Here is a 5,224-nt window from a genome sequence, read left to right as displayed (position 1 = left end):
TAAGCTACTTGAGTACATTTACCTCATCTCTTAGTTTGATTTTTCTACATTATAAAAGATACCAAATGGGTTCTATAAGCAGTTTGTTTATAATCCTAGCTATCAATATCAACCCTATCAAATTAGGTAAAGACCTCTCCCTGGTTTTTCGCTGACGCTTAAACCTGTCCCTCTCCGATGCGGAGAGGGGTTAATAAAACTATTATCTGAAGGTGAAAATAATTCCTTCAAAGTCACTCTCCGCTTCGGAGAGTGATTTAGAGAGAGGTTAATTGCTAAAATGCTGTTATATATTGTGGCGTATGATATTCCTTGTAATAAACGGCGCAAGAAAATATCCGATTTACTTGAAGGGTATGGGCAACGGGTACAGTATTCTGTTTTTGAGTGTCAGCTAACCCATGCCAAGTTCAAGGAACTATGTAAGCGACTGCGGAAGGTTGTAAAATTAGAGGAAGATAGTTTGCGGTTTTATCCGTTGTCGCAGCATACTTTAGGGCAAGTTGAAGTTTGGGGTGTTAGTCCTCCGATAACTTCGTTTCCTAGTTCGGTGATTATCTAAGTAGTGCGATGGGGTCAAAAAATAGCTGAAAGGATGATTGTTGTGTTGACCCCCTCGCTTGTTTGCTATGTAAGGGTTTGGAGGTTTTGTTTGATCGGTTTTAGGTGTTTTGATAGGAGAATTTTAGACCCCCTCGCAAACTGCCTCTGGACAGGTTGCTGGGTATGGGTTTAAAATTAGTGGGTCTCCTTTTATGAGGGGAAATAATTGATTGGAAACACCGTATCGTACTCTCTTTCCTGTTTAATTGTAGGAGTAGCTGTCTCCTTTTATGAGGGGAAATAATTGATTGGAAACTACTATTAACCGTCCCAGACTGGGTTGAAAAGGGTCTCCTTTTATGAGGGGAAATAATTGATTGGAAACTTGTTGATAAGTTTATATATTTTTGACGGGATACCTCTAAGTCTCCTTTTATGAGGGGAAATAATTGATTGGAAACTTTCTACTACGAAAGTTACGTAAACTTTTCCTTTCAGTCTCCTTTTATGAGGGGAAATAATTGATTGGAAACCTTTTTGATCAAGGAACACTGGTGGGCAATCATTAACGTCTCCTTTTATGAGGGGAAATAATTGATTAGTATTAATTGATCGTAAATGAAGCGCTTAAAAACTCAGTATCTTCGGATGCTGGGTTTGTGCGAACTGACAAGTCAGCGCAAGCTATCGCAGTGGCTTTACATAACTACTTCCCAGATCGAAAATTAGACTTTGGTTGAATCGTGCGATCGCGTTTTTGATTTGATTGGGAGTGCGATCGTATTTTTGATTGAACTGGGAGTGCGATCGCGTTTTTGATTTGATTGGGAGTGCGATCGCGTTTTTGATTGAACTGGGAATGCGATCGCATTTTTGATTGAACTGGGAATGCGATCGCGTTTTTGATTGAACTGGGAATGCGATCGCGTTTTTGATTTGATTGGGAGTGCGATCGCGTTTTTGATTGAACTGGGAGTGCGATCGCGTTTTTGATTTGATTGGGAGTGCGATCGTATTTTTGATTTGGGAGTGCGATCGCGTTTTTGATTTGGGAGTGCGATCGTATTTTTGATTTGGGAGTGCGATCGTATTTTTGATTTGGGAGTGCGATCGTATTTTTGATTTGGGAGTGCGATCGCGTTTTTGATGGTGCAAGCTTCGCGTGATTACTCAAAGCAATTTAGCCAGCGCAAGATATTCTAGAAAGAGAGTGATATATTTATGAACTTTTACTAAATATAACCTGTGCGGGGAAAATGTAAGTGCCACCAAGAGACGCAATCCATGAAATCGTTAAGCAAGCACTGACTAAAGATGGCTGGATAATAAAAGATACTGATACCCCTATGTCATATCTTATGGGGAGAGATTTTTGTTTGTTGACCTTGGAGCAAGCAAAATAGCAGATAATAGTATCGAAGGTGGCTTTATTGGGGCTGAAAAAAACAATAGACGTATTGCAATAGAGATAAAGGTGCTTGGGGCTAAATCTATAATTAGAGACTTAGAGCAAGCGATTGGGCAGTATATTTTATATCAATTACTTTTACATAAAGTAGACCCAGGACGTGATATTTATTTAGCGATTAGCGATACAGTTTATGAAAACTTTTTTCAAGAGCCAATAGGCGAGCTTGTCATCAACGAGCTACCATTAAAAATGATTATTATAAATTTACAAGAGGTTGAAATAACAAAATGGATAAATTAAACAGTTATCGTCAAATAGTTAAGGAAGTGATTACTCAATACTCAAAACTACAACCATCACATGGTGAAATTCGACTGGATACTATTTTTGATGAATCTCAAGATAGATATAGCTTGATGCAAATAGGATGGGATAAAGGAAAACGTATTAGGGGTAATTTGATTTACTTAACTTTGTCGGGAGAAAAAGTTGTCATTGAGTACGATGGAATGGAATCAGGAATTAATCAAAACTTAATTGATAGAGGTATCGCTGAAGAAGATATTATTCTAGCTTTTGCTTCCCAGGAAGATAATCGAATTTCGGCTTAAAATCAATCAATAGATTCACTACTATTAATAATTGATTAGTGTCAAGCAGCGATCGCAATCCGGTATTTTTTGATGATGCTGGGTTTGTGCGATCGACTTACTTCGCACTCATGTCCAAATTCGTTCAGTGCAAGATATTCTAGAAGTAGAGTAATATGAGCAATAATTATGCAAGCATACAAACTCAAGGGAAAAATCGACGCGACTGGGAACTTAGTTATTACCGAACCCATTCAAATGCCACCTGGGGATGTGGAAGTGATTGTTTTGCTATCTCCCCAGATGATGACAGGTATCCCAGACAATACAAAAGAACTACAACCAGAAACACCAAAGAGAAGAACGAAAATCAAAGCTTTACAAGGTTGGTTTGAAAAGACACAACCTACCTCTACTGATTTTGATCCAGATCAAGCAAGATGGGAAGCCTTGAAGGAGAAACATAACTTGTGAAAGTGTTGCTTGACACAAACATCATTTTAGACGTTGCACTTGAACGGCAACCATTTTTTGATGATAGCGAAACAATTCTATCATTTGTGGAACAGGGACAAATTGAAGGCTATATTTGTGCATCTTCATTTGGCGACCTTTACTATATTATCCGCAAAGCCAAAGGTCGAGATTTAGCATTAGAATTTTTACGAGAAATTGTCACTTTATGTCAACCTGCAACGGTAGATAGAAACACAATTAATATGGCACTCAGTGTAAATTTTAGAGATTTTGAAGATACGATTAAATACAGCACTGCGGTACTAAATAATTTTGATGCAATTATCACTCGCAACAGTCGTGATTTTCCAGTAACTACCCCGCGAATTCTGACTCCTCAGCAGTTGATTCAGGAATTAACAGATTCTAGTTAGACTGCGAATGCATTAAAGGTTGACTAATATAAAACCCCTCTCCAACCTCTCCCCTTAGTAAGGGGAGAGGCTTAAGAATCTCAGTTTTTGTTTAAGGAAAAGTCGATTTTTAACCATTAATAGTATAGCTACCCTACGGGAACGCTAACGCATGATGATTTAGGAGACTAGGGAATAGTGCGATCGCATTGGCTTTACGTAACTACTTCCAATATCGAAAATTAAGCTTTGGTTGAATCGTGCGATCGCGCTTTTGATGGTGCAATAACTACTTCCAATATCGAAAATTAAGCTTTGGTTGAATCGTGCGATCGCGCTTTTGATGGTGCAATAACTACTTCCAATATCGAAAATTAAGCTTTGGTTGAATCGTGCGATCGCGCTTTTGATGGTGCAATAACTACTTCCAATATCGAAAATTAGACTTCGGTTGAATCGTGCGATCGCGTTTTGATGGTGCAATAACTACTTCCAATATCGAAAATTAGACTTCGGTTGAATCATGCGATCGCGTTTTTAATGATGCAATAACTACTTCCAATATCGAAAATGAGACTTTGGTTGAATCATGGGATTCCTGCGGATAGCTACCCTGCGGGAACGCTAACGCATGATGATTTAGGGAACTGAGGAATAAAATTCAGATGCGGAGTTTGTGCGATCGCGCAATGACTCAAAATATGTCAATAAAAAAGAAAATATTCTATTATAATTCACAAACCACTCTAAACGTCGATAAATCACTATATTTAGCCGTTAAAGAAAATAAAACTCAATATTTTCTAATAGTGGCAACACGCAGCAAATATTTGTTACACTGCAATGCAGTCACGGTGTAAGGAATGTAACTCGTGTCAAATGTATATTTTCAAGCGAAAGTCTTCTGGCAGTCGAAAATCTGGGGTCTTCTCCATGATCCGATCTTAAAGGCTCTACATAATAATACAGGACGTGGAGGTAACAGTTTTTGGCAGCAACTAGATGTCATGCAGGACTGGGTAGAAAATAATTGGAACCCAGAAGAGTCTGGAGGCAAACTTTTCAAGCAAATAAAACTTGCCGACTACATTGCATCAGCTAGCGACAGAGGTGCAATTGGTAGTATTGCTAGCTGTGTAAATTATGACCAAAACGGCTTGGAAATAAAACACCTGCTTTCGGGTGCAACATTAAATTTTCGTATATCCGAACACGACACACTAGTATCAAAAGATAGGCTTCAGTACCTAACTCAAAAAGAGAACCAACTGGTAGATTTAATTCCTCCAGCTATCCGTAATGATGAAAAACAGGTATTTTGGTGGTTGTGGAGATGCTTACCAGAAGCGGTATTTGAGTTATTTAACGATGATACTTTAATGCTAATGCCAGCAGAAACCCGACTTCCCGACAGTTCAATTTGGAGTCATGCAAGTATCACAGCAGCACTTGCGGGAGCATTGACGGGTTATGATGCCACCAACGATGATTTAGAGCGTTGGAAATCTGGAAAAGAATTTTCCCATCCCTATTTAGTCACATTTACCTTTACTCCTGTACAGGAATTAATTAAAGCAAGTCGGAAAATCCGCGATTTTTGGGCTGGTTCGTGGATTCTGCACTATATTGCGGCAAAAACTTGTTTTCAATTAGCCTTAAAATATGGTCCCGATAGTTTTCTATATCCGAGTTTGTTTCAACAACCTTTAATTGTATCCCATCAATACTTCGGGGTAAGTAGCCGGACAGAATTAATTACAAAAATGAGTACAAAGCATGTCAGGATAAAAGAGGTGCATTTTTCATAACTA

General features: G+C 38.6%; 10 protein-coding genes. 7 read left to right on the top strand and 3 right to left on the bottom strand.

Annotated elements, in window-relative coordinates; genetic code table 11:
• Positions 1-280: 280 nt before the first annotated feature.
• A complete protein-coding gene (cas2, locus tag CK510_RS25850; RefSeq protein WP_095724403.1) occupies positions 281-562 on the top strand; it encodes a CRISPR-associated endonuclease Cas2, Ssr7093 family in 282 nt (93 codons plus the stop codon).
• A gap of 665 nt (positions 563-1,227) precedes the next feature.
• Here the strand turns inward: cas2 and CK510_RS25845 are convergent.
• A complete protein-coding gene (locus CK510_RS25845) occupies positions 1,228-1,698 on the bottom strand; it encodes a hypothetical protein (protein ID WP_143289444.1) in 471 nt (156 codons plus the stop codon).
• A gap of 107 nt (positions 1,699-1,805) precedes the next feature.
• On the opposite strand from CK510_RS25845, the gene CK510_RS34475 reads away from it, so the two are divergent.
• The 3 genes from CK510_RS34475 to CK510_RS25835 are packed head-to-tail and all read left to right on the top strand — an operon-like array spanning position 1,806 to position 2,565.
• Positions 1,806-1,946, top strand: a complete 141-nt coding sequence (locus CK510_RS34475; RefSeq protein WP_373695830.1) for an element excision factor XisH family protein — start codon at positions 1,806-1,808, stop codon at positions 1,944-1,946.
• The gene (locus CK510_RS25840) at positions 1,916-2,254 is read left to right on the top strand and encodes an element excision factor XisH family protein (RefSeq protein ID WP_245912438.1); all 339 of its coding nucleotides are present in this window, start codon (positions 1,916-1,918) and stop codon (positions 2,252-2,254) included. The genes CK510_RS34475 and CK510_RS25840 overlap by 31 nt, the downstream gene beginning before the upstream one ends.
• The gene (locus tag CK510_RS25835; protein WP_095724401.1) at positions 2,242-2,565 is read left to right on the top strand and encodes a XisI protein; all 324 of its coding nucleotides are present in this window, start codon (positions 2,242-2,244) and stop codon (positions 2,563-2,565) included. The genes CK510_RS25840 and CK510_RS25835 overlap by 13 nt, the downstream gene beginning before the upstream one ends.
• A 41-nt stretch (positions 2,566-2,606) precedes the next feature.
• On the opposite strand, the gene CK510_RS32045 is transcribed toward CK510_RS25835, so the two are convergent.
• Entirely contained in the window at positions 2,607-2,747 is a 141-nt protein-coding gene (locus CK510_RS32045; protein ID WP_158224965.1) for a hypothetical protein, read from the bottom strand.
• Between CK510_RS32045 and CK510_RS25830 the strand changes: the two genes are divergently transcribed.
• Positions 2,734-3,018: a hypothetical protein gene (locus CK510_RS25830; RefSeq protein ID WP_095724400.1), complete on the top strand. Its 285-nt coding sequence runs from the start codon at positions 2,734-2,736 to the stop codon at positions 3,016-3,018. The genes CK510_RS32045 and CK510_RS25830 overlap by 14 nt on opposite strands.
• On the top strand, positions 3,015-3,434 hold the full coding sequence (locus CK510_RS25825; protein ID WP_095724399.1) for a type II toxin-antitoxin system VapC family toxin: 420 nt from the start codon (positions 3,015-3,017) through the stop codon (positions 3,432-3,434). The genes CK510_RS25830 and CK510_RS25825 overlap by 4 nt, the downstream gene beginning before the upstream one ends.
• 159 nt (positions 3,435-3,593) lie before the next feature.
• On the opposite strand, the gene CK510_RS31235 is transcribed toward CK510_RS25825, so the two are convergent.
• A complete protein-coding gene (locus CK510_RS31235; RefSeq protein WP_143289443.1) occupies positions 3,594-3,896 on the bottom strand; it encodes a hypothetical protein in 303 nt (100 codons plus the stop codon).
• A gap of 389 nt (positions 3,897-4,285) precedes the next feature.
• Between CK510_RS31235 and CK510_RS25820 the strand changes: the two genes are divergently transcribed.
• Positions 4,286-5,221: a type III-B CRISPR-associated protein Cas10/Cmr2 gene (locus tag CK510_RS25820; RefSeq protein ID WP_095724398.1), complete on the top strand. Its 936-nt coding sequence runs from the start codon at positions 4,286-4,288 to the stop codon at positions 5,219-5,221.
• Positions 5,222-5,224: the final 3 nt, after the last annotated feature.

This window comes from Brunnivagina elsteri CCALA 953 (assembly GCF_002289455.1).
Taxonomy (GTDB): Bacteria; Cyanobacteriota; Cyanobacteriia; order Cyanobacteriales; family Nostocaceae; genus Brunnivagina; species Brunnivagina elsteri.
Note: the sequence above shows the minus strand (reverse complement) of the source record. Positions and strands in the feature narration are given on the sequence as shown.